Origin of the sequence: Carnobacterium sp. FSL E2-0243 (assembly GCF_038003605.1) — a bacterium.
GTDB classification, from domain to species: domain Bacteria; phylum Bacillota; class Bacilli; order Lactobacillales; family Carnobacteriaceae; genus Carnobacterium; species Carnobacterium maltaromaticum.
In genome coordinates, this window is the sequence record NZ_JBBOPM010000001.1 from 501,970 (window position 1) to 524,901 (window position 22,932).

Genomic DNA, 22,932 nt, shown 5'->3' on the forward strand with positions numbered 1-22,932 from the left:
AAGGAGAGTGGAATGCCAAGGATTATGTTAAATTATTCTAGCGAAAAGTACATGAAACAATAGTTAGGATAGATGTGAGCTTTATTTTTTAGTTAACTTATGGGGAATGTATTCTTAATACATAATCTTATTTTTGATTTCTAGTTTTTTTGTTCTAATTTATCTTATCTTTTTTGTGCGGGTTTAAAGCAATTTTAACCTGATTTTGTTATACTAGAAAAAGAGCTTTATAAGTAGAAGGAGCGAAATGATTATGTGGACATTACCATCAGATATCAGTGAGGCAGCTAAATTAAAATTAGAGGAGCATTCATCTGTTTTAGTTAGCTATGTGAGAGAGTTAAATGAACTTGATGCACTCACACTGTTTAAAAAGGGGGCTAAGAAGTATACTGGTCAACGTGTTTTTTGGCAAAATCCATCTAAAACAGTGACACTAGCAGGTATCGGTTGTACAGAGCGTTATAGCTCAAAAGCTGGAAATGAAAGTTATACTGAATTAAATCAGTTTAAAGATAAATTGAAAAAGCAAACAGTTAGTAATGAAATAATTTTAGGGACTGGGGCATTATTGATTGGTGGATTTAGCTTTGATAGCCTGGCGAAAGCAGATGCAAATTGGGAAGAATTTCAAGATGCTTATTTTTCATTACCAACGTATTTACTTACAACTACAGCGGGAAAAAGTTATATAACCTTTAATTTTTATGTAACACAAGCAGATTTGATAGAAAAGCCACTTAGAATAATGAAGCAATGGGAAGAACTTTTAGCGACACCATTTGTGACAGAGACTGAAATAGCGGCAATTACGAAAAAAGAAGAACTAGCAACGGATTCATGGTTAGCGGCTGTTTCTGAAACGGTTGATGCAATCAAGGCATCAAAAGAGTTGAATAAGGTTGTTTTATCAAGGCAGATGTTGTTAACTCATGAAACAGATGTGGCCATTGAGGCTGTTTTAGAAAAGTTAAGAAAAACACAACAAAATAGTTATTTCTTCGTAGTGGAAAATGGAGAAAAAACATTTTTAGGTGCAACTCCTGAGCGATTATTATCTGCTGAAGGAAATAAATTTTATTCTGCTTGTGTAGCTGGTTCTGCAAAACGTGGCGCAACTTTTGCGGAAGACCAAGCGATTGGCGATCGTTTATTGGCCGACCATAAAAACGTTCATGAACATCAATTAGTTGTCGAAATGATTCGTCATACTATGGAAGGATTTACAACAGATTTAGCTATTTCAGGCGGACCAACCTTATTAAAAAACCGAGATATTCAACACTTATTTTTAACATTGGCTGGAACAAAAAAAGAACATTTTTCATTTTTAGAGGCAGTGAAAGGGATGCATCCTACACCGGCACTAGGTGGAGTACCAACAGATTTAGCGTTAGAAGTTATTCGTCAAAAGGAACCTTACAATCGAGGTTTTTATGGTGCACCAATTGGTTGGGTTGATAGTTCTGATCAAGGAGAATTTGCAGTCGGAATTCGTTCAGCATTAATTATGGGACAGCAAAGTTTGTTGTTTGCAGGTTGCGGAATTGTAGCCGGTTCTGACCCAACTGAAGAGTTAAATGAAACGGCAATTAAATTTCAACCAATGTTACGAGCTTTAGGAGGAATGGAAAATGAATGAAAAAAATCAAGCACTAACAGATTATTTAGTTACATTTGTTGAAGAATTAGTTCAAGCCGGTGTTAAAGAGGCAGTAATTAGCCCAGGTTCACGTTCAACACCTTTGGCACTATTGATGGCAGAACATCCAACATTGAAAGTTTATGTTGATATTGATGAACGTTCTGCTGGTTTTTTTGCGTTAGGGATTGCCAAAGCCTCTAAAAATCCTGTTGTTTTATTGTGTACGTCTGGAACAGCAGCTGCGAACTATTTTCCAGCTGTTGCTGAAGCCAATTTATCTAGTATTCCATTAATTGTTTTAACTGCCGATCGTCCACCTGAACTTCGAGGTGTAGGAGCTCCACAAGCAATGGAACAAGTCCGTTTGTATGGAGAACACGTGAAAAGTTTTGTTGATATGGCCTTGCCAGAAAACTCGCTAGAAATGTTGCGCTATGCAAAATGGCATGGAAGTAAAACAGTCGATATTGCCATGACAGTCCCTCGTGGACCTGTGCATTTGAATTTTCCTTTACGTGAACCTTTAGTACCAATCTTAGATCCATCGCCTTTTACTCGTCAAAATATAAATGAGCATGTGCATATTTATTATTCTCATAAAGTGATTCCGACTGGAACAATCGATAAAATTATTGAAGCTTGTGCAGGCAAAAAAGGGTTAATTATTGCCGGGCCATTAGCAAAAAAAGAGTTTCCAGCGAAGTTAGCTGCATTTGCTAAACAAATTGGTTGGCCGATTGTAGCTGATCCTTTGTCAGGACTACGTACCTATGGTGGCATAGACAATACGGTTATTGATCAGTATGATGCTTTTTTAAGAAATCCACTTGAAGTCACCGACTTGGTCCCAGAAGTCATCATTCGTTTTGGCGCTATGCCTGTTTCGAAATCTTTAATGAAATGGGTAGAATCTTTTGCTGGAATTCCTTACTACTTAGTTGATCCAGGTGAGGAATGGAAAGATCCAATGAAGGCAGCGACTGATTTAATCCATTGCGAGGAACATTTTTTAGTAGATGAATTTACTGAGCGATTTACACAGGTAACAGACTCAAGCTGGTTGACTAGTTGGCAAACGGTCAATCAATTGACAGCGGAAATCGTACAACAGAGCATTGATGTTGCTGAGTCAATTGATGAAGGGGAACTGATTCATTTATTACGTAAGCATTTACCTAACAAATCGGGTTTATTTATTGGCAATAGCATGCCGATTCGTGACGTAGATACTTTTTTTGCTAAAACAGAAAAAGAGTTAACTTTACTAGCCAACCGTGGTGCTAACGGAATTGACGGCGTCATCTCGACGGCGTTAGGTTGCGGAACGTTCATTCAACCGATGTATTTAGTTATTGGTGATTTATCTTTTTACCATGATATGAATGGGCTGCTAATGGCTCAAAAATATGGAATTAACTTAACGATTCTAGTTGTAAATAATAATGGTGGCGGTATTTTTTCTTTCTTGCCACAAGCAGATTTACCAAAATACTTTGAAACGTTATTTGGCACAGAGCTAAATTTAGATTTTGCAAAAGTGGCAGATCTATACAGCGGGGGCTATCAACAAGTTTCTGATGGCGAACAATTACATGAAGCTTTAGATCATGCTCATTTTCATAAAGGCTTAGATATTATTGAAATTAAAACCAATCGCTACGAAAATGTAGCTGTTCACCAAGAACTTTTTGCTAAGGTTACAGAAGAATTAAAGGCATCAAAGCGATGAAAATACAAATTCGTGGAGTTGAATATAGCTATACGGTTAAAGAAGGTACTGATCCAAAACGGATTCCATGGCTAATGCTTCATGGCTTTACTGGTACCAAAGCAACCTTTTCAGAGGTTACAGAGGCTTTAGTCACTGAGACGATCATTAGCTTAGATTTAGTTGGACATGGTGAGACAGCTTACCATGTCGCTGAAAAACGTTATTCTATGGAAGAGCAAATCTTAGATATTGCTCTTTTTTTAGAAGAATTAAAGCTTCCTAAAGTTTTGCTTTTAGGCTATTCAATGGGGGGACGAGTTGCGCTCGGCTTTGCAGCTAATTATCCAGATAAAGTGAATAAACTCATTCTAGAAAGTAGTTCACCAGGTCTTACAACTAATCGGGAACAAGAGATGCGTCGAGAGCATGATGCTAAATTAGCCAAGAGCATCATAAAAGATGGTTTAACTAAATTTGTTGAAAGTTGGGAGAACCTGCCACTATTTGCAACTCAAAAAAAATTATCTACCGAAATTAAAAGTCGAATTAGAGATGAACGTTTAAGTCAGAATCCGATTGGATTAGCTATCAGTCTCGAACAATTAGGCACTGGAAGCCAACCTAGTTATTGGCAAGAATTAAAACAGATCCAGTTCCCAGTCTATTTATTGATTGGGGAAGCAGATCTAAAATTTAAACAACTAGCTGAAGAAATGGGGACACTTTTTCCGCATTCTAAACTAGTTGAATTTGCTGGAGCAGGACATGCTCCGCACATAGAACAGCCGATGCTCTTTGCTAAATGCTTACAAGAAATTGCGGATAATCAGTTGTAAGGAAGGTGTGAGTTTGACATGGAAATAGTTAAAGTGACGCTTTATCATATTGAATTGCCACTATTAACACCATTTATCACAAGTTATGGGGCAATTAAAACAAAAGCTTTTTATTTAATTGAGGTCGAAAACAAATTAGGCAATAAAGGCTATGGAGAACTTGAAGCTTTTGAGATTCCTGATTATACAGAAGAAACGCGGGAAACGGCTGGCTTAATCCTTGTAAATCACTTATTGCCTCTTATAAAGGGTGTCATCATCGAACATCCACAAGAGGTAAGAGCATTGTTGGCACCCATTCGAGGCAATGAAATGGCAAAAGCAGCACTTGAAACGGCTATCTGGGATTTATATGGAAAAGAGCAAAATCAGTCTATTCAGCACTTAATCGGAGCGAATCGCTTGCGTATTCCAGTTGGAGTTAGTATCGGTATTCAACCGTCTATTGAGGTTTTACTTCAATTAGTCGAGGGGTATGTTGCAACCGGCTATCAACGAGTTAAGTTGAAAATTAAACCGGGGTTTGATCAAGAACCTATTGCCGCAGTTCGAAAAGCATTTCCAGAGTTAACTTTAATGGCAGATGCGAATTCAGCATATACAAAGGAAGATTTATCTTTGCTTAAAGCTTTAGATAAGTATGATTTAGCTATGATTGAACAACCTTTTGGCTTTCGGGATTTTGTTGATCATGCATGGGCACAAAGTCAACTGAAAACGAGAGTATGTTTAGATGAGAATATTCGCTGTTTAGGCGATGTTCAATTAGCTCACCAATTAGGCAGTTGCCAGAGTATAAATTTAAAAATATCCCGTGTTGGTGGGTTACAGGAAGCTTTAGAAATTGTGGATTATTGTCAGTCTCATGATATACTCGTGTGGTGTGGAGGGATGTTAGAAGCAGGAATTGGAAGAGCATTTAATTTAGCCTTAGCTTCTCGGGAAGAATTTTCTTTTCCGGGAGATATTTCTGCCTCAAATCGCTATTTCGCTGAAGATATTATCAAGACAACTTTTGATTTAGTCGAAGGAGAAATAACTGTTCCTTCTGGCGATGGAATTGGAGTTGAAGTCGATTGGCAAGTAGTGAAGAACTATTGCCTAAAACAAACAGATTACGTACTAATAGATTAATTTTTAAGCATAGAGGGGATAATAAAGTGTGAAAACTTCTGTTTATTCTCTGTATGCTATTTTTATTTAATTTTTTAAGTAACAGAGAAGCACAAGCTTGTGAAAATAAAAAGTCGAGATGAATCATTGTTCATCATCGAGCAAAAGAGTTTTGATGAAATAATTAAATAACTAACAACAATAAGAATAAGTTGTAACCGTTTTTATTGTTGTTGCTTTGCGGTTTTGTAATTGCTATAATGACGATGCAAGATGAGAATGGACTAAAAAAATATAGGGGGCGTTTTAAAATGAGTAAGATTGTGTTAATAGGAGCAAACCATGCGGGGATTGCAGCTTCAAATACGATTCTAGATAATTATCCAGAAAATGAACTCGTTATCTTTGATCGAAATACGAATTTAAGTTATCTTGGTTGTGGAACAGCCTTATGGGTAGGTAGACAAATTGAAACACCGGATCAATTATTTTATACATCGAAAGATGCTTTTGTTGAGAAGAAAGCCAAAGTTCATATGGAAACTACTATTACAAAAGTAGATTTTAGTGATAAAAAAGTTTATGCGGTAGATACGGCGAATAATGAAATTTGTGAATCATACGACAAACTAATTTTAGCGACTGGTTCTGTACCCATCAAACCAGCAATACCAGGAATAGAACTAGAAAATGTTCAATTTGTTAAATTATTCCAAGACGGACAAGCGGCAGATTTGGCATTGAATGATCCAGCTATTGAAAATGTAGCCGTTATTGGAGCGGGTTATATAGGTGTTGAAATGGCAGAAGCTGCGAAGCGCCGTGGAAAAAATGTGCGTTTATTTGATATTGATACAACGAGCTTAGCGGGTTACTATGATCCTTGGTTTACAGAAGACATGGATAAAAACTTAATGGACAATGGGATTGAATTAGAATTTGGCCAAAAGGTGTTAGAGCTAAAAGGGACGGATAAAGTCCAAGAAGTTGTTACGGATAAAGGTTCTTATGCAGCTGATTTAGTTTTATTAGCGATTGGGTTTAATCCAAATACAGAACTAGGAAAAGATGCGCTTAAACTTTTCTCGAATGGCGCTTATGAAGTGAACTTGAAGCAAGAAACCAGTTTACCAGATGTTTATGCTGTAGGAGATTGTGCCACTATTTATAGCAATGCTTTAGAGGCAACTACTTATATTGCGTTGGCGACAAATGCGGTTCGTAGCGGAATTGTTGCTGGACATAATGTATGTGGAACGCCTTTAGAATCAATCGGAGTTCAAGGTTCAAATGGAATTTCTATTTTTGGCTATAACATGGTTTCAACAGGTTTAAATTTGAAAGCAGCGAAACAAGCTGGATTTGATGTGGCTTATACTGAATTTGAAGACTTGCAAAAACCTGCTTTTATCAAGAAAAATAATGAGGTTAAAATTAGAATTGTTTATGACAAAACCACTCGTCGCATTTTAGGTGCACAGTTGGCTTCCAAAGAAGATATTTCAATGGGAATCCATATGTTCTCGCTAGCGATTGAAGAAAAAGTAACCATTGATAAATTAAAACTATTGGATATTTTCTTCTTACCACACTTCAATCAACCTTATAATTACATTACAATGGCAGCTTTATCTGCTAAATAGAATTAAAATTGACAGGAAGACTGGAATGACCTATGCCAGTCTTTTTTTGCTGGGATCATTGACAGACTGTTGTCTAGTTTACTCTGTTATAATAAAAATGAAAAAGGAATCAGAACAGGAGAGATAGGATATGGCAACGGCATTAAAAGAGGTATACAATAATGAGTTTATTAATCATTTCTCAGCTTTAGTTCAAGAGAAATCAGCTAGTTTTAATGCAACAAAATTTAAACAAGAGGTGTTGAATGAGGACTGGGAGGATTTAAAGTTAAAAGAAAGAATGCGTCGTATTTCTACTGTTTTAGGACGATGCTTAAAAGGTAGTTACTCTGATCAAATTGCTCTATTATTTCAATTGGAACAAGAGTGCCAAGGCTTTCCTTATTTGTTTTTCCCTGATTTTGTTGAAGTATACGGGCAAAATGAATCGGATTGGGAGTTATCAATGGAGGCGATTAAACGTTTTACCAAAGGCTCTTCTTCTGAATTTGCTATTCGAACGTTTATATTGAAAAATCCAATCAAAGTCATGAGCTTGATGAAAGAATGGGCAACAGATGAAAATGAGCATATTCGACGTTTAGCTAGTGAAGGCTGTCGCCCGAGGTTGCCGTGGGGCCAAGCTTTAGGCCTTTTTAAAGTCAATCCCGGTCCAGTATTGGATATTTTAGAATTATTAAAAAATGATGACTCTTTATATGTGCGGAAAAGTGTTGCCAATAATTTAAATGATATTGCAAAAGACAATCCTCAAAAAATAATTGAGCTTGTGAAAGCGTGGCAAGGTCAGAGCCAACAGACAGATTGGATTTTACGTAAAGGCTGTCGAACGTTAATAAAACAAGCTGATCCTGAAATTATGCGCTTATTTGGATATCCTAAGGTAGAAAATCAAATTAACATGGCAGAAATTAATAGTCAGCTAAGTGAATTAGAAATGGGGGAAGAATCTGAATTTAGCTACCAATTTACAACAAAGGGTGATTCAGATTTACATGTCCGTATCGAGTATGGCATCTATTTTATTAAGGCTAACGGTAAGGCAACGCGAAAACTATTTTTCTTATCGGAGAAAAATGTTAGTGGGGGTCAGACAATTTCAGGCAGACGCACGCATAAATGGAAAGATTTAACGACTAGAAAGCATTATGCTGGGGAGCATAGGGTTGTTTTACTATTAAATGGAGTTGAGTTTGCTGAAACAAGTCTGTTTTTGAAAGGTTAGAAAGAAAAGTTGCTAAGTTCCAGGCTTAGTAACTTTTTTTGCTAAATTAATCAAGGATAAGAGAAGTTACTTACTATTTGTAAACAAAAGTGGTATAATCAATAAAAAGAGGTGAAGGAAATGAATGAGGAGTTGATGGATAAAGCAACGAGCCAAAAATGTACGCAGGTAGAACATGTTTTTTCGATTTTAGATAAGAAGTGGATGGGGTTAATTGTGGAGGTATTGTTAGAAGGTCCGCAGCGCTATAAAGATATAGCTGCAAAAATCCCAACTATTAGTGATCGAATCCTTGTTGAACGATTAAAAGAGTTAGCAGATAATGATATTCTAGTTCGGGATGTTTATCCAGATTCACAGGTACGGGTTGAGTATAGTTTAACGGAGAAGGGCTATAGCTTAAAAAATGTAATGAGTGAAGTTCATATTTGGGCAGATAAATGGATGGATTAATGGGGAGTCAAGGTTGTTTAAATGGTATAAATAAAAACCATGACAGAAATGTCATGGTTTTTTGATGGTTCGTTAGAATTAGCTTAAAACATAAAACGTTCTTCTGAACAGCCTAAAGCATTTAATTTTTCGAAATATTTAGGTTTCCATTTACCAGCTTCGTCTTTTACAAAGGCAAACAGTGATTTTTTTGGTGCTAATAGATGCATTTCTCCAGCTTCTAAAGCTAGTTTTACATCCATGATATCACCTTTTTTATTGACAATTCGGATGGAACAATCTTCAGCATCGGGGGTGCTTTGTAGTTCGGCTTCATCAAGTAAACGTTCACTCCATATAAAGTCTAAAATTTCTTTTCTGATTTGTTCATCCATGATGAGTTCGCTCCATTTCGTTAATTGTTAATAGGATTTATTTGTATTTTTATTCACAAAAGTAGATAAAAAAAAGTATTTCTAACTATAAAGTAAGTATAAGATAAAAGTCATTAAAGTATTACTATCCTATATTCTACACAAAAAACAAAAAAAAGCTAGCTTTTTTTGTTTTTTTTTAGAAAAAAATTTACTGTTTTTAGTTGTTTAAAGGTTCAAAATCGATTATTCTTATTTTTTAAAAGATATCTCATTGTTATATAATAATAGAAGAAGCCATCAAAAATAAATTTTTTTGATGGCTTCAAAGTCATTAATTAGTTGAAAAACAATTTGTGAAGAAAATATTACAAGACAGCTTTAGCTAACGCTTGTTGAATTTCGACAATATGACGATCTTTAGAAAAGGTTAACGTAGCAGCAGGTTCTAATGCAGAGGAAATAAAAATGTGTAATTCTGCATCTAAATCAAAGTGACCAGTTGTTTCAACAGTAAAGCGACTGATGCTACGATAAGGGTAACTTTTATAAGATGTTTTCTTTCCTGTCACACCTTGTTTATCAATAATAATTAAGCGTTTTTCAGTGAAAATAACCATGTCTCTAACTAATTTATAAGCAAGTTCGATATCTTCGGTAGGCAATAAAACATCCGCTAATTTTTTTCGTACATCATTGATATTTGCATCACTAGCATTGTTGATTAAACCGCTAAATAATCCCATATTGGCACGTCCTTTTCTTTTTGTAGTTTCTATTCTCTATTTTAATGAATTCTAATCAAAAGTACAAGAGTAGTTATCTTTTATTGAGTTAGAAAACAATTTGTCATTTAATTGATTACTATCGCATTTATTTCTGTTATAATCAATGAATAGTTATTGAGAATGATTCTCAAACAGATGATAATAAATCTAATTTAGGAAAGAAAAGCAGGTGGTACTTTGGAAGCTGTAAAAGCAACTGGGATTACAATGCAGTATGAAAAAAAGCGAGTGATTGAAGATTTAGATATTGTTTTGCCCTTAGGTAAAATTACAGCCTTGATTGGACCGAATGGCAGCTGTAAGTCAACACTATTAAAGGGTGTCACACGTTACTTAAAACCAGTAGCTGGTGAATTTTTTGTAAAAGAAAAATTGGTTCAGGAATATGATCCAAAAGAGATGGCAAAATTAGTCGCAATGTTGCCTCAAAATCCATTAGCTCCAAGTGATATTACAGTCTTAGACTTAGTTAAATATGGTCGTTTCCCTCATCAAAACACATTTGGTCGCTTCACTAAAGAAGATCAGATGCAAGTTGATTGGGCTTTAAAGGAAACAGAGTTAGAAGAATTGAAAAATGAACCTGTTGAATCTTTATCTGGTGGGCAGCGGCAAAGAGTCTGGATTGCAATGACGTTAGCACAAAATAGTGATATTTTATTATTAGACGAGCCAACAACTTTTTTAGATTTGGCTCATCAATTAGATATCCTAAAATTATTAACACGCTTAAATAAAGAAATGGGAAAAACAATTATCATGGTTATTCATGATTTAAATATGGCTGCTAGATTTGCTGATTACATGGTTTGTCTAAGCGATGGAAAGTTGTTATATCAAGGTGAAACTGCGGATGTATTCACTCATGAAATGCTAGTAGATGTCTTTCAAATCGATGCAGAAATTACAACAGACAAACGAACTGGAAAACCAATGATGTTATCTTACGATACGATGTAAAGTGGAGAGGGAGAAGAATGTGAGACTGAATGTAAAAGGCTTGGTTCATAGAACCCTCTTAATTGAAAAGTGGGTGAGGCATCTTTGAAGCAACTACATGTAAAAGAAACAAGAAGTGCTAGGCAATTGAGTTTAATTATGGTTTTGATTGTTTTATTTGCTGGATTAATACTTGTTTCGCTTTTAAGTTTGAAATACGGCACAGAAACAATTTCTTTAAAAACGATTGGCGAAAGTTTTACTCACTATGATGTGCAAGATAAACTCCACCAAACCGTTCGTTACTTACGGTTGCCTCGTTTATTGGGAACCCTTTTAGTCGGTGCTTTACTGGCTTTATCTGGTCAGTTGATGCAAGCCGTTACGCGTAATCCTTTAGCAGACCCTTCAATTTTAGGCGTGACTGGTGGAGCTAGTTTGGCAGTTGCAATCACATATGGTCTAGGTTTTAATTTGGGTAGTCCATTACGTTCGGTTGTTGCAATGCTAGGAAGTCTGTTGGCCATTGGATTGATTGTTAGTATGACTGGAAGCCGTAACAAGGGCATAAATCCAATTAAAATGGCTTTGGCTGGAACGGCGATGTCAGGCTTTTTTTCAAGCCTGTCTATTGCAATTGGTCTTCAAACGAAAACAAGTCGCAACTTAAGTTTTTGGTTAGCAGGTGGTTTTTCTGGAACAACCTTTCTTGATGTTCGGATATTATTGACTATTTTGTTAGTCTGTTTGCTAATTACTTGGTGGATTAGTGTCGAAATCAACTTACTATCTTTAGGCGATGAAGTTGCTTCAAGTCTCGGTGGATCATTATTGAAAGCCCGTTATCTAGGTCTTTTAATTATGGTGGTTGCAACTGGAGCTAGTGTAGCCATTGCAGGGAATATTGGCTTTATTGGATTATGTATCCCACACATTGTGCGTTTAATTTTAGGTGATCGTTTTCAAGGAACCTTTTTTGTGACATGTTTAACAGGTGGATTATTATTGAGTCTAGCAGATTTAGTGGCGCGAACAATTAACCCACCTTTTGAAATTCCAATTGGTGCCATTACAGCAATCATTGGCGCACCTTTCTTTATCTTATTAGCTCGCAATTATAAAGGAGGGCGCTAAAAATGAATAAACACAAAGTTAAAACAAGTTTATTTGTCGGTGGTCTGCTTTTAATTGGCTTGATTTTAATTCAATTGAATTTAGGAGCGATTCGAATTAGCCCATTGGAGACTATTCAAACGCTAATGGGAAATGGTTCTGCTCGTAATCAATTAATTCTTTTTGAATTCCGTTTGCCACGAATTGTGATGGCTTTGCTAGTTGGTATGGGATTAGCGATTAGTGGCGCAATTCTACAGGGTATTACTCAAAATGACTTGGCAGATTCCAGTATTTTAGGCATTAATGCAGGAGCAGGACTAGGAGTAGTTTTATATTTATTTTTCAGTACGGGAAGTACGGCCAAACTAGGCGTACCGCAATTTTTGATTATCCCACTAGTCGCTTTAGCTGGTGCATTTTTTGCTGCAAGTTTAATTTATTTAGGAGCATGGAAAAAGGGCATTCATCAACTGCGTTTGTTATTAGTTGGGATCGCTGTAACAGCGTTATTAAATGCGTTTATTTTAATTTTTCAATTGCAAATGGATGAATTTAATTTTGAAAAAGCAATGGTGTGGTTAAGTGGAAATTTATGGAATGTCAATTGGTCTTTTATTCTCATTATTGCTTGTTGGTTAGCTATATTACTTCCATTAGTTTACTGGTTTACGATGCGTTTAGATATTTTACGTTTAGGTGACCAAATTGGCCAAAGCTTAGGTTTGGAAGTGGAAAAGACAAAATCTATTTTGTTATTTTTAGCTGTAGCATTGGCTGGGATTTCTGTTGCAGGTGGAGGTGGTATTGCGTTTGTCGGATTGTTAGCACCACATATTGCCAAAAGACTTGTTGGCGGGCGCAGTCAGTCCTATTTACCTGTTTCAGCAGTAGTCGGAATGATTTTAGTATTAGGAGCAGATATTGTTGGGAAAAATCTATTTGCACCAAATGAAGTCGCTGTAGGATTAGTTGTAGCGATTATCGCAACACCGTATTTTATCTGGTTAATGATGCGGACAGTTTAAAAATAGAAGAATGGAGTCGATAAAGAGATGAAAAACCAAAAGATTAAAGGTCTCGTGTTTATTTTAGGGGTACTATTCGTATTAACGGGTTGTGGTTCAAATACTTCGGATACAGAAAAAGCACAGGAAAAAGAGGCAACTGGAACGCATCTTTTCAAAGCTGCTAATGGCGAGATAGAAGTACCAAATAATCCTAAAAGAGTAGTTGTCCGAACTTATATGGGGCATGTTTTAGCACTAGATGTACCAGTTGTTGGAGCGACAGAATGGGATTTAGCTTCACCTTTTATTGATAAAAAAGTACTAGATAAAATTAAAGATGTTGGAGTTCCTATGAATGCGGAAGAAGTTTTAGCTTTAGAGCCTGACTTAATTATTACAGATACAGAAGATGAGGTCGCTAGCTTAGAAAAAATTGCGCCCACGGTTCTATTACCTTATGACACCGTCCGAAATATCAATGAATCTGTGGATCTTTTTGGCGAGTTATTAAATCGTAAAACTGAAGCTGAAGCTTGGAAAAAGTCATTTAAAGAAAATGCAGATAAAGAGCGAGCTCGTTTAGCGGAAGTTAATTTTCCAATGGATGCAACTGTAGGATTATATGAATTACAAGATAGTAAATTATTTGTTTTTGGCTCAAATTTTGGTCGTGGTGGCCAAGTTTTAACAACTGGTTTAGGCTTGAAACAACAAGACAATATTCAAAAAGTGAGTGATGGTGATGGCTGGAAGGAGCTTTCATTAGAAGCTTTGCCAGATTATGCTGCGGACTTTATGTTTTTTACTAGCTACACAGCTAATGGAACTGAAAGTGCTGAATTAACTGCTTTAAAGGCTAATCCAATCTGGAAAACAATTCCCGCCGTAGAGAAAAACCAAGTGATTGAGCTGCCTTTTGAAAAAATGTATTATTATGATCCAATTGCGATTCAAGCTCAGTTAAAGTTAATTACGGATAAATTGATTGAAACGCAAAAATAAAGGTAAAAACAGACTCAACTTTATGAGTTCATTCTTCTAGAAAAAAGGAAATTTGAGACGGGAAAAATCCCCTATCAAATTTCTTTTTTTATTTATAGTCCTACAAATTAGTTAAAAAATAAAGTTCATATAGCTTTCTTTGAAGAAATGAAAAGAGATTAATCCAAGAACTATTCCGAGTAGTATCTTCAAAGAAATGAAATTCGGACGTTGCACTGAGTTCGTTGGAATCAGAGATGATAATATCCGCTTCATGACTACTTGAAACGAATTTAATTGATTTGGCACTAAAAAAATGATGGATTTCACTTTGAATAAAGGATCCTCCGACTATATCTCTGGAGTATTGCACGTACAGATAAAGAACTTTTTCTTTATGTATTTGAGACAATGTGACTAGAACCGAACTAACAAGTTCTGTTGTGAGATCAGTTATTAAATCAGGAGGCATTGAGTAAGTAGAAAAAGCATCATCTAAATCATTCTTAAATGTTTGACTATTGTCTGTGATAATTTGAATTTCGCTATCCAAATGATTGAGTTGAGTCATCATCGTGGGATTAAAGTGAGAATAAATCGAATAAGAATGAGTAAATACAGTATAGTACATAAATTCAAATAAGCTGTCATTGCTTTTTTTTATGTTATATTTTTTAAAAAAAGCGGGGATAAAGCCTGAATAAAAGTTTGTAATTGGATTATTGAGTAATGTAAATTGCTCCCCGATGTTTAGCTTGTCTTGTTGTGTATCAATTGAGCTATTGATTGTTCGAATAATCAAGTTAAAGTGTTCGCGCTCATTTACTTCTTTTTCAGAACCAACGGCAAGTGGAAAAGTCGCTGGAAAGTGAGGAATATTTTTAGATATATCATGTTGTTTCATAAATATCTGGACAATTGAATATAGAGGTTCATCAAAGGGTTTGTTCAATTGATTATGCCTGACACGTTTATCAATGATTGCTAAAATAAATTCAATACGTGTTTTTGCAGATCGTGTACTGTGCTCTAATGGACCGGTATCAGCTTTAGAATAAGCCAACCTGACAGAATCTTGTGTGAGATGACTAAAGGGCCAGCTGATGTTTTGGTAGGAGGGTAAGAAAAGCCAAATATACATAAAACGAATAGTTGATTCAGATCCGTGCAGCGAGAAAGATTGATTTTCAACAGATTTATTAATGGATATTGAAACGGTTTTTAAGATGGCTTTTAATTGTTTAATTAATTTATAGCAGTAGTTTTCAGAGATAATAAGAGCTTCGCAAATCTGATAAATTGTCAGGGAATGAGACGAAAAAAAAAGCGCCAACAATTGAAATTGTGGTGAAATATTTAAGTAGTGCGACTGTAATTTAAATGAAAGGTGGGCAAATTTTTCTTGCGTTAAGGGAGTCAGATAATAATGGGACGAATCGGTTTGATTAATTTGAAAATAGCTCGTTTTTCCATTCTCTTTTAAGAGACTGTTCAAATCAGCAATATGTCTTCTAATCGTCGTTTTAGAGAGCTTAAAAGTATCTGCTAGATAATTAATTTCAACTTGTTCGTGTCTTGAAATATGATTGAATAACTGTAATTTATTGAAGTCTTGTTTTTTTAAAAGAGCATAAAGCATCCGAATCAGTCCTTTTATAAGATTATTTAATAAGCTTGTTTTTTTTTAATGCTGTATATAATGGTTGATTTTAACATAGAATTATCAAAAGTCTATACTTAATTTTAATTCTAATAGTAAAGAAAGAACGATTATAAGAATCAGAAATGTTGTTATAATTGAGTGGTAGAAAGAGTATTGTACATAAAAATTAAATTAAATAATCGTTTTTTTACTAAAGTGGAGCAACTGGAACCATGTTAGGATAAAAAAACAAAAGTTAGTTACTGTATTATAAAAAAGGAATCTTATCGGATAGGAAAAACCTTCTTAATTATTTTTAGAAATAAGGGTATAAATCAACTGTTCTATTTTTGCTAGGAACTAAAAACGACTAAAGTTAGTTGGTTTGATTTTTTGAAAAAATAACTAAAAAAGCTATTTAAAAGATTGTGGAGGGAAAACAGAATGATTGAAGAACATTGGATTGATTTAATTTGTTACAGTATTCATTTTACGAATAATAGTGGCTCTAGTTTTTGTCGCTCAATTGCGTTGCCGAATAACTTTCCTGAAGATAAAATCAGTACTTTTTTTAAGAACCATTTTGAAGGACATGATATTAAAATTATTGATATTTCTGAAATAAATGATGTGTGGTTATCTAAGCATGCCCATTCCCCTTTTATGAGACAACCTAGTGAATGCGATGAATTAAAATGGAATTTATAAATGTGACTAGTTTAAATAATGTAGACGTGGAGGAGTAAATAGTGAAACAAAATAGAAAACATAAATTTTTATTATTCATAGTTGTCTTATTTATGATAGTACCAAGTGTTAACGAACCTTTTAAAGTATTCGCCAATTCTAATGAGGAAGAATTGGACGTACCTTCAGTAGAGGACGTTACACAAAATGAAGCGAAGGAACTAGCTGTAAATTCAGCAGAACAAATAGAATTATTACAAAAAAAAGCAACAATGGATGCGAGCATAGATTTACTAAATGTGCCAAATGACCAAGAAAATAGTGAAGAGCAAGCAGTTCAAACTCCTGATGCAAGTGAGTTAAAGCAATTAGAGATTCAGCAAGTAGAAATTGAGAAAGAACAAAAAAGCTCAGTTGAATCAGTAGACTCTTGGATGCCAGATAAAAACTTACAGACTGCTGTCGCTAAAACCTTAAAAATAACTGTCTCAGAGATAACCAAAGAGCAAATGCAAAGGTTAGGATCAGAAGCTTCAACTGGCCAAATTACCGCAAAAAATGTTGCAAGCTTGCAAGGGATGGAATATACAACAGGAGGAACAGGAATTGTTCTACAGACAACAAACGGAACAATTAATGATCTTTCACCTATCGAAAATGTCAGACTTTTGCAATTAATTATTACAAATAACGATGTCAGTGATCTGTCTCCTTTAAAAGGGCAAAGTTTAGGACTTCTTAGTGCGGAAAATAATAATATTTCAGATTTAAGTCAACTAAATTTTAGTAATATGAAAATTTTGGCTGTAGACGATAACCATATTTCAGACTTATCGATGGTGCCTAATTACGTAGGGATGGTTTTAGCTCGGAATCAAAAAATCGTTAACGCAGAAATTCCTAGAAATGAAAATATCAAGATTGATAGTGTGAAACATGTTTTAAACTACGATTTTTCTACTAAAAATTTCTCTAATATAAGCAATAACGGTCTGTTCATACCAAATGCTAGCCCCTATTTCGGCTCTATTACATGGGAGAACCTAGATCTATCAGTAAGCAGCATCCAGTATGAGTTTGACCGACAATATTCTTTTTCGACAGATTCAAGAAAAAACAATAAAGTTTATTATTCTGGTGTTGTTGTTCAGCCATTTTCCAATGAGATTAAAGCTGCTCCAGTTACAGTGAAGTACCTGGATGAAAAAGGCACTGAGCTTGCTTTGTCTGAACTATTGACTGGTAAAGTTGGAGAAGCTTATGAAGCAACTGAAAAAATAATTAATGGTTGGGTAATCAAGGAAATACATGGAGAATCAAAAGGGGTTTATACAGAAGAAGCACAAGAAGTAGCCTACCTTTATGAACGAAAGAAAGCTGCACCAATTACAGTGAAGTATCAAGATGTTGATGGGAATATAGTTGTGCCAACAATTAAATTAGCTGGAGATATTGGAGAGCCTTACACAGTAGAAAAGAAAGAAATTGAAGGATATTCCATTAAAGAAGTGATAGGTAATCCAGTCGGAGTCTTTAGTGAAGAAGAACAAGAAATTCTATTTATTTATAAAAAAATCCAAGAACAATCTGCAAATATAGTTGTCCGATATCAAGATAATCGGGGAAATAAAATTGAAGAGGATACGATAGTAGAAGGACTTATTGGAGAAGCCTATACTATCGAATCGAAGGCAATTGATGGCTATACATTTAAAGAAGCAAAAGGGGATATTTCTGGACTGTTCTCAAAGGATAAACAAGAAGTCACTTTTATTTATGTAAAGGATAATGCCAATTTAGCTCTCACGCCAACGTATCCTGCTAAATTAGTAACTAAAAATAGTCTTGTTCCTAGCTTAGATAAAGGAATGAATAATAAAACAACATTTCCTGCCACAGGGACGAAAAAAAATAGTTCCTTCATGATTGGATTCATTATGTTAGCTGGAACTATCCTAATTTATTACCGAAAAAAATACACAAAAATGAAATAAAAGCCAAGTAACTAGTTAGTTTCATATAGAAATGGAGATTAAACAATGCGCAAGAAAATATCAATTTTATTAATAATAGTATGTGTACTTCCACTTATAAATTTAAAATTAGTAATTGCAGAAACAACATCTAAACTAGTAGGAATTGAATTAAAGTACCCAGATAATCAAGATTTTATAGTAGCAACAGCAGACACCGTTGATGTAGTAATGAATTTGGAATTGAAGGGAATGAAAAAAGGGGAAACGACACTGATTGAATTCTCTAATAAAGCTTTTAACTATTCATTAGAGAGCTTTGAAATTTCTGGAAATTATAAAGTCGTGCCTAATGAATTGGGTATAGAAATAATTGCATTAAAAGATGTTCCTGCTAATACAAGTAAAATTACGATACCGATGAGATATAGCACTAATGTGGAATATGACCAAAACCAAAAAATTGATTTCAGTATAGATGGCAGTAGTATCTCAGTTGATATTATGGTGAATAAATATAAATCTTTTGTTGATGAATCAGAGTTAATAAAAAAAGTAGCATATGGCATAAATGCAAATGGAAATGCTGTTTGGGGAGTCTTTTTAAACTATAATGAAAAGCCATTAACTGGAACTAAAGATATTCCTTTTGTGCTAGGTGATATAGTTGGTGAAGGTCATGAATTAATAGCCAATACAATTGCTGTGTACAATGTGAACAAACCAATCAATGAAGATGGCAGTCGAAATTTAAATAATGATGGTTACAATTATGATATATCTGCATTATTACAACAAAAATCAACAATAACTGCAAATGGATTCACATACACAGATGATGATTTTAATGGATTTCCAAAATTAGATGGATTAAAAGAAAAGAACACCAAAGCTTACTATATTATATATGAAACAAAAGTGGTAGACTCTGATCAAGAGTGGTTGAAAAATGATGTGTATTTAGAAGGAATTATAGCTGAACCAGGAAATGGTGGGGATCCACTTCCGTTTACTGAAAACTCCAGTGTCAGTATATCAACTATATCTTCAGGCGGAGGTGGAACTGAAGTAGGTTCCATTGAATTTATAAAAGTAGATAGTGAAACAAAAGCACCATTAGCCAATGCGGAATTTGTTATTAAAGATGGAGAAGGCAATTTTGTTCAAACTATCCTCACTAATGAAGACGGCAAAGGAACAGCTCTTGATTTATTGTATGGAAGCTATACATTAGAAGAAACCAAAGCGCCAATAGGTTATACGCTAGATGAAACACCCTATCCATTTGAAATTAATGATTCTGAAAAAGTCATTAATTTAGGTGAAGTAACGAATCAAAAAATAATGCTTCCAGCACCAACAGGCTCCATTGAATTTATAAAAGTAGATAGTGAAACAAAAGCGCCATTAGCTAATGCGGAATTTGTTATTAAAGATGGAGAAGGCAACATTGTTCAAACTATCCTAACTAATGAAGACGGCAAAGGAACAGCTCTAGATTTATTGCATGGAAGTTATACATTAGAAGAAACCAAAGCGCCAATAGGCTATACGCTAGATGAAACACCCTATCCGTTTGAAATTAATGATTCTGAAAAATCCATTAATTTAGGTGAAGTAACGAATCAAAAAATATTGCTTCCAGCACCAACAGGTTCCATTGAATTTATAAAAGTAGATAGTGAAACAAAAGCACCATTAGCTAATGCGGAATTTGTTATTAAAGATGGAGAAGGCAATCTTGTTCAAACTATCCTCACTAATGAAGACGGCAAAGGAACAGCTCTAGATTTATTGTATGGAAGTTATACATTAGAAGAAACCAAAGCGCCAATAGGCTATACGCTAGATAAAACACCCTATCCGTTTGAAATTAATGATTCTGAAAAAGCCATTAATTTAGGTGAAGTAACGAATCAAAAAATAATGCTTCCAGAACCAACAGGCTCTATTGAATTTATAAAAGTAGATAGTGAAACAAAAAGTCTAGATGGATTAACAATAAAAAACACCAAGACAACTAATTTACAAATGAATTTACCTCAATCGGGAGAAAATAACAAAGTTGGACAACGTATAAAAATTGTAGGTTTGCTACTAGTTTTTATTTCAATCTATCTATATGTAAGCAGATTGAAAAAGAGAGTTAATTTAAAATACTAAAAATAGTTTTATATGTAAGAGAGCCCTCTGTTAAATTCAGAGGCTTTTTTATTTATGTAATAAGCCCTGATTATGATTTTTCTAGGATAAGGAAGCCCACAGGTTTTTAATGCAAGGTGGATAAGCCAATGATTGATTCTGATGCAGTCAACTTTTTAATGATGAAAATTAGTTTGAATATAAAAGCTGTCATAACCTCTAATATTAAAGAGATATGACAGCTTTATTTAGAAATATTTTTTAGTTTGCTAGATTATAAACCTAGTAGGGAGAGCATAACGTCTTCCTGCATTTTAAGGTGCATCCCGAAGAGACCAAGTAATAGCAGCAACATAATTTCCAGCGAGATTACCTTGAGGAACATAAAGACTAGGTCCACCATAGCGATGGAAATTCCCATTTTTATCCATAAGCCAGGGGTAACCGATTCCGCGATCATCAGTATCAAAGCTAATTATCCAAGATCCTAAACCTGTATCCGGTTCCGCAACTAAAATAGGCAATTCAACGTTAGGTGTATCAAAAATAGCTTCTTTAGAAATAGGTGGAGACTCTTCTTCTTCAATATATTTATCGGAGTGGACGGCACTAACTGGAAAAGAAAAAATAGCACCTTTTAATTTTTTTTCACCAGCAGTAAATTCAGAAACAGAGGCTGTTAATGTCCAGCCCACGCCTGTTCCTCGAACATCTGTTACCTGAGCACCTAACGTGTAACCTCTATCTAGTAGACCAGTATCTATCGGAGGTTTCTCCCCATTAATTTCATCGCGTGCAACAATAGCATATGCTTCTTCTCCATAAGAAGAAAGGGTAATATCAGAAAAATAGAAACCTGTCACGGCGTCAATTGTTAGGGCGCCGACGTGTTTTGTAGGGTGCCAGATATCCAATATTAGTTCATGTGGCTCAGTAGGTTCTCCAGGTGTCAAACCTACCGAAGATTTAGACGTATTGGTTTGTGGTGGCAAAGTTTCACTTGAAGTAGTGTCATCTGCCTGTACAGAAAGTGTCGGAAGTGCTAAAATTCCAACTCCTATTATTAAAATGAATTTTTTTATTGGCATCATAACGTCCTCCTAAATTTTAAGGTGCATCCCGAAGAGACCAAGTAATAGCAGCAACATAATTTCCAGTGAGATTACCTTGAGGAATATAGAGATTAGGTCCACCATAGCGATAAAAATTCCCATTTTTATCCATAACCCAAGGATAGTTTACTCCTCGATCATCAGTAGCAAAACTAATTAACCATGATCCTAGTCCCGTATCTGCTTCAGCGACTAAAAGGGGTAATTCAACATTAGGTATATCAAAAACAGCTTCTTTTGAAACCGGAGCAGATTCCTCTTTGTCAGAGAATTTATCAGAATAGACAGTACTAACTGGAAAAGAAAAAATAGCACCTTTTAATTTTTTTTCACCAGCACTAAATTCAGAAACAGAGGCTGTTAATGTCCAGCCCGCGCCTGTTCCTCGAACATCTGTTACTTGTGCGCCTAAAGTGTATCCTCTGTCGCCTAGACCAGTATCTATCGGAGGTTTCTCCCCATTAATTTCATCACGTGCAACAATAGCGTAGGCTTCTTCTCCATAAGAAGAAAGAGTTATATCGGGAAATTTAAAACCTGTCACAGCATCTAGTGTTAGAGATCCGACGTGTTTTGTAGGGTGCCATATGTTCAGCAATAATTCATGCGGCTCAGTAGGTTCTCCAGGTGTCAAACCTACTGAAGATTTAGACGTATTGGTTTGTGGTGGCAAAGTTTCACTTGAAGTAGTGTCATCTGCTTGTACAGAAAGTGGCGGAAGAACTAAAAGTCCAACTCCCATTATTAAAATGAATTTTTGTATTGGTATCATAATTGTCCTCCTAAATTTTAAGGTGTATCTCGAAGAGACCAAGTAATAGCAGCAACATAATTTCCAGCGAGGTTACCTTGAGGTACGTAGAGACTAGGCCCGCCGTAGCGATGGAAATTCCCATTTTTATCCATAAGCCAGGGGTAACCGATTCCTCGATCATCTGTCCCAAAGTTAATTCCCCAAGAACCTAGGCCTGTATCGTTTTCTGCAACTAAAATAGGCAATTCAACGTTAGGTGTATCAAAGATTGCTTTTTTAGAAGTAGGTGGTGAATCATTTTTTCTAGAATAAACTTCTGTATAAACATCACTAATTGGAAAAGAAAAAATGCTACCTTTCAGCTCCTTTTTTCCAGAAATAAATTTAGAAATAGAGACCGTTAATGTCCACCCAGCACCTGTTCCTCGAACATCCGTTACTTGTGCACCTAAAGTATATCCTCTGTCTGCTAAACCAGTGTCTATCGGAGGTTTCTCTCCATTAATTTCATCGCGTGCAACAATAGCGTAGGCTTCTTCTCCATACGAGGAGAGTTTAATATCAGAAAAATAGAAACCTGTCACAGCATCTAATGTTAAGGCGCCTACGTGTTTAGTAGGATGCCATATATTTCGTAAGAGTTCATGTGGCTCAGTCGGATCTCCTGGTGTCAAACCTACTGAAGATTTAGACGTATTGGTTTGTGGTGGCAAAGCTTCACTTGAAGTAGTGTTATCTGCTTGTACAGAAAGTGGCGGAAGAACTAAAAGTCCAACTCCCATTATTAAAATGAATTTTTGTATTGCTATCAT

The 22,932-nt window shown here is 35.2% G+C and carries 20 protein-coding genes; 14 read left to right on the forward strand and 6 right to left on the reverse strand.

The window, feature by feature from the left end; genetic code table 11:
* Positions 1 to 253 precede the first annotated feature (253 nt).
* From MHI00_RS02325 to MHI00_RS02355, 7 genes are all read left to right on the forward strand, one after another.
* Positions 254 to 1,642: an isochorismate synthase gene (locus MHI00_RS02325; RefSeq protein ID WP_341110744.1), complete on the forward strand. Its 1,389-nt coding sequence runs from the start codon at positions 254 to 256 to the stop codon at positions 1,640 to 1,642.
* A complete protein-coding gene (menD, locus tag MHI00_RS02330) occupies positions 1,635 to 3,374 on the forward strand; it encodes a 2-succinyl-5-enolpyruvyl-6-hydroxy-3-cyclohexene-1-carboxylic-acid synthase (protein WP_010052744.1) in 1,740 nt (579 codons plus the stop codon). Before MHI00_RS02325 ends, menD begins: the two co-directional genes overlap by 8 nt.
* Positions 3,371 to 4,192: a 2-succinyl-6-hydroxy-2,4-cyclohexadiene-1-carboxylate synthase gene (menH, locus tag MHI00_RS02335; protein ID WP_341110748.1), complete on the forward strand. Its 822-nt coding sequence runs from the start codon at positions 3,371 to 3,373 to the stop codon at positions 4,190 to 4,192. The genes menD and menH overlap by 4 nt, the downstream gene beginning before the upstream one ends.
* A gap of 18 nt (positions 4,193 to 4,210) precedes the next feature.
* Entirely contained in the window at positions 4,211 to 5,326 is a 1,116-nt protein-coding gene (menC, locus tag MHI00_RS02340; RefSeq protein WP_341110751.1) for an o-succinylbenzoate synthase, read from the forward strand.
* 290 nt (positions 5,327 to 5,616) lie between these two features.
* Positions 5,617 to 6,948: a H2O-forming NADH oxidase gene (gene nox, locus MHI00_RS02345; protein ID WP_057000063.1), complete on the forward strand. Its 1,332-nt coding sequence runs from the start codon at positions 5,617 to 5,619 to the stop codon at positions 6,946 to 6,948.
* Positions 6,949 to 7,078: 130 nt separating this feature from the next.
* Positions 7,079 to 8,173 (forward strand): DNA alkylation repair protein, encoded by a 1,095-nt coding sequence (locus MHI00_RS02350; RefSeq protein ID WP_229251645.1) that lies wholly within the window; start codon positions 7,079 to 7,081, stop codon positions 8,171 to 8,173.
* A gap of 120 nt (positions 8,174 to 8,293) precedes the next feature.
* Positions 8,294 to 8,626, forward strand: coding sequence for a winged helix-turn-helix transcriptional regulator (locus MHI00_RS02355; RefSeq protein ID WP_015077524.1), 333 nt, complete (start codon positions 8,294 to 8,296; stop codon positions 8,624 to 8,626).
* Positions 8,627 to 8,709: 83 nt separating this feature from the next.
* On the opposite strand, the gene MHI00_RS02360 is transcribed toward MHI00_RS02355, so the two are convergent.
* Positions 8,710 to 9,000, reverse strand: coding sequence for a hypothetical protein (locus tag MHI00_RS02360; RefSeq protein ID WP_010052753.1), 291 nt, complete (start codon positions 8,998 to 9,000; stop codon positions 8,710 to 8,712).
* A gap of 347 nt (positions 9,001 to 9,347) precedes the next feature.
* The gene (locus tag MHI00_RS02365; RefSeq protein WP_010052755.1) at positions 9,348 to 9,725 is read right to left on the reverse strand and encodes a PH domain-containing protein; all 378 of its coding nucleotides are present in this window, start codon (positions 9,723 to 9,725) and stop codon (positions 9,348 to 9,350) included.
* 219 nt (positions 9,726 to 9,944) lie between these two features.
* Here MHI00_RS02365 and MHI00_RS02370 point away from each other — a divergent pair, with 219 nt between their 5' ends.
* The 4 genes from MHI00_RS02370 (at position 9,945) to MHI00_RS02385 (ending at position 13,831) form a co-directional block, all read left to right on the forward strand.
* Positions 9,945 to 10,727: an ABC transporter ATP-binding protein gene (locus tag MHI00_RS02370; RefSeq protein ID WP_010052756.1), complete on the forward strand. Its 783-nt coding sequence runs from the start codon at positions 9,945 to 9,947 to the stop codon at positions 10,725 to 10,727.
* Positions 10,728 to 10,811: 84 nt separating this feature from the next.
* A complete protein-coding gene (locus tag MHI00_RS02375) occupies positions 10,812 to 11,840 on the forward strand; it encodes a FecCD family ABC transporter permease (protein ID WP_057000061.1) in 1,029 nt (342 codons plus the stop codon).
* Between the two features lie 2 nt (positions 11,841 to 11,842).
* On the forward strand, positions 11,843 to 12,847 hold the full coding sequence (locus tag MHI00_RS02380) for a FecCD family ABC transporter permease (protein WP_341110767.1): 1,005 nt from the start codon (positions 11,843 to 11,845) through the stop codon (positions 12,845 to 12,847).
* Positions 12,848 to 12,874: 27 nt separating this feature from the next.
* Positions 12,875 to 13,831, forward strand: a complete 957-nt coding sequence (locus tag MHI00_RS02385) for an ABC transporter substrate-binding protein (RefSeq protein WP_010052759.1) — start codon at positions 12,875 to 12,877, stop codon at positions 13,829 to 13,831.
* A 100-nt stretch (positions 13,832 to 13,931) separates the two neighbouring features.
* Here MHI00_RS02385 and MHI00_RS02390 read toward each other — a convergent pair whose 3' ends face one another.
* Positions 13,932 to 15,449: a helix-turn-helix domain-containing protein gene (locus MHI00_RS02390; RefSeq protein ID WP_057000059.1), complete on the reverse strand. Its 1,518-nt coding sequence runs from the start codon at positions 15,447 to 15,449 to the stop codon at positions 13,932 to 13,934.
* Positions 15,450 to 15,896: 447 nt separating this feature from the next.
* On the opposite strand from MHI00_RS02390, the gene MHI00_RS02395 reads away from it, so the two are divergent.
* The 3 genes from MHI00_RS02395 to MHI00_RS02405 are packed head-to-tail and all read left to right on the forward strand — an operon-like array spanning position 15,897 to position 20,275.
* Entirely contained in the window at positions 15,897 to 16,160 is a 264-nt protein-coding gene (locus MHI00_RS02395) for a hypothetical protein (RefSeq protein ID WP_015077518.1), read from the forward strand.
* 41 nt (positions 16,161 to 16,201) lie between these two features.
* Complete coding sequence (locus tag MHI00_RS02400) at positions 16,202 to 18,133, forward strand: MucBP domain-containing protein (RefSeq protein WP_341110775.1); 1,932 nt, start codon at positions 16,202 to 16,204, stop codon at positions 18,131 to 18,133.
* A 45-nt stretch (positions 18,134 to 18,178) separates the two neighbouring features.
* Positions 18,179 to 20,275 (forward strand): MSCRAMM family protein, encoded by a 2,097-nt coding sequence (locus tag MHI00_RS02405; protein ID WP_341110778.1) that lies wholly within the window; start codon positions 18,179 to 18,181, stop codon positions 20,273 to 20,275.
* A 293-nt stretch (positions 20,276 to 20,568) separates the two neighbouring features.
* Here MHI00_RS02405 and MHI00_RS02410 read toward each other — a convergent pair whose 3' ends face one another.
* From MHI00_RS02410 to MHI00_RS02420, 3 genes are read right to left on the reverse strand one after another with little or no spacing between them, the layout of a single operon-like run.
* Positions 20,569 to 21,345, reverse strand: coding sequence for a WxL domain-containing protein (locus MHI00_RS02410; protein WP_341110780.1), 777 nt, complete (start codon positions 21,343 to 21,345; stop codon positions 20,569 to 20,571).
* A 16-nt stretch (positions 21,346 to 21,361) separates the two neighbouring features.
* Positions 21,362 to 22,138, reverse strand: a complete 777-nt coding sequence (locus MHI00_RS02415) for a WxL domain-containing protein (RefSeq protein WP_341110783.1) — start codon at positions 22,136 to 22,138, stop codon at positions 21,362 to 21,364.
* A 17-nt stretch (positions 22,139 to 22,155) separates the two neighbouring features.
* Positions 22,156 to 22,932, reverse strand: coding sequence for a WxL domain-containing protein (locus tag MHI00_RS02420; RefSeq protein WP_341110785.1), 777 nt, complete (start codon positions 22,930 to 22,932; stop codon positions 22,156 to 22,158).

What these genes read in the sequence shown, in the direction of transcription:
- MHI00_RS02355 (WP_015077524.1), top strand. Translation starts at nt 8,294, where the DNA reads ATGAATGAGGAGTTGATGGATAAAGCAACGAGCCAAAAATGTACGCAG.
- MHI00_RS02365 (WP_010052755.1), bottom strand. Translation starts at nt 9,725, where the DNA reads ATGGGATTATTTAGCGGTTTAATCAACAATGCTAGTGATGCAAATATC.
- MHI00_RS02415 (WP_341110783.1), bottom strand. Translation starts at nt 22,138, where the DNA reads ATGATACCAATACAAAAATTCATTTTAATAATGGGAGTTGGACTTTTA.
- MHI00_RS02390 (WP_057000059.1), bottom strand. Translation starts at nt 15,449, where the DNA reads ATGCTTTATGCTCTTTTAAAAAAACAAGACTTCAATAAATTACAGTTA.
- MHI00_RS02410 (WP_341110780.1), bottom strand. Translation starts at nt 21,345, where the DNA reads ATGATGCCAATAAAAAAATTCATTTTAATAATAGGAGTTGGAATTTTA.
- MHI00_RS02360 (WP_010052753.1), bottom strand. Translation starts at nt 9,000, where the DNA reads ATGGATGAACAAATCAGAAAAGAAATTTTAGACTTTATATGGAGTGAA.
- MHI00_RS02420 (WP_341110785.1), bottom strand. Translation starts at nt 22,932, where the DNA reads ATGATAGCAATACAAAAATTCATTTTAATAATGGGAGTTGGACTTTTA.
- menD (WP_010052744.1), top strand. Translation starts at nt 1,635, where the DNA reads ATGAATGAAAAAAATCAAGCACTAACAGATTATTTAGTTACATTTGTT.
- MHI00_RS02385 (WP_010052759.1), top strand. Translation starts at nt 12,875, where the DNA reads ATGAAAAACCAAAAGATTAAAGGTCTCGTGTTTATTTTAGGGGTACTA.
- MHI00_RS02350 (WP_229251645.1), top strand. Translation starts at nt 7,079, where the DNA reads ATGGCAACGGCATTAAAAGAGGTATACAATAATGAGTTTATTAATCAT.
- menC (WP_341110751.1), top strand. Translation starts at nt 4,211, where the DNA reads ATGGAAATAGTTAAAGTGACGCTTTATCATATTGAATTGCCACTATTA.
- menH (WP_341110748.1), top strand. Translation starts at nt 3,371, where the DNA reads ATGAAAATACAAATTCGTGGAGTTGAATATAGCTATACGGTTAAAGAA.
- nox (WP_057000063.1), top strand. Translation starts at nt 5,617, where the DNA reads ATGAGTAAGATTGTGTTAATAGGAGCAAACCATGCGGGGATTGCAGCT.
- MHI00_RS02395 (WP_015077518.1), top strand. Translation starts at nt 15,897, where the DNA reads ATGATTGAAGAACATTGGATTGATTTAATTTGTTACAGTATTCATTTT.
- MHI00_RS02325 (WP_341110744.1), top strand. Translation starts at nt 254, where the DNA reads ATGTGGACATTACCATCAGATATCAGTGAGGCAGCTAAATTAAAATTA.
- MHI00_RS02380 (WP_341110767.1), top strand. Translation starts at nt 11,843, where the DNA reads ATGAATAAACACAAAGTTAAAACAAGTTTATTTGTCGGTGGTCTGCTT.
- MHI00_RS02405 (WP_341110778.1), top strand. Translation starts at nt 18,179, where the DNA reads ATGCGCAAGAAAATATCAATTTTATTAATAATAGTATGTGTACTTCCA.